This is a genomic window from Micromonospora sp. CPM1, assembly GCF_023896895.1.
GTDB classification, from domain to species: Bacteria; Actinomycetota; Actinomycetes; order Mycobacteriales; family Micromonosporaceae; genus Micromonospora; species Micromonospora tulbaghiae.
In genome coordinates this window covers 1-620 of record NZ_JAMHIU010000064.1, presented here as the reverse complement: position 1 = coordinate 620, position 620 = coordinate 1, and the positions used below count along the sequence as shown (strand labels likewise).

Annotated in this window: 1 pseudogene; it reads right to left on the bottom strand. The window is 69.0% G+C overall.

Annotation, left to right across the window (positions count from 1 at the left end):
- Positions 1 to 118: 118 nt before the first annotated feature.
- Positions 119 to 620: pseudogene (locus M8C11_RS30125) on the bottom strand (hypothetical protein); the annotation flags it as partial.

Sequence of the window (620 nt, the reverse complement as noted above, 5' to 3'; positions counted from 1 at the left end):
CTGCGACAGGTTGTCGCAGGTCATACCCTAGCACAACAGTTGGAATACGCGAATATTCTTCGCTTCGAGCAGCATAGCGCAAGGAAATCGCCCCCGCGCCAGCATCGTGACCCGAGAGTCAGCGTCTATCGGCCTGCAACTGTACCCCTGCCGTTCGTCCAGATGCGCCAACTGTATCCGCCGTCGGGCCGGCGCTAACGCGCAGGCACCAGAGCAGCGCGGCGGCCAGCAGGGCGCTGGCTCCGGCCACCAGCATAGCCAGACGGAAGCCCTCGGCCAGCGCGGCCGGCAGCTCGGCGTCGAGCCCCGCCAGGGAACCAGGCAAGCGATGGGACGTGACCGCCTGGGTGGCGAGCCGTTGCGCATCGGCAATCCCCAGCTCCTCCAGCCGATCGCCCAGGACGACGATCGCCCGCCCGCTCAGCAGCGCTCCCAGCAACGCGATGCCGACGGCCATGCCGGCCTGGCGCAGGGTATTCATGGTCGCCGAGGCCATCCCGGAACGCTCGCGGGCCACGCTCGCCATGACCGCCAGACCGGTGCCGGGAACGGCCAGGCCCATGCCCAGGCCGAGCGCCACCAGCAACAGGCCGACCCAGGGATACGCGGTTCCCGTACCG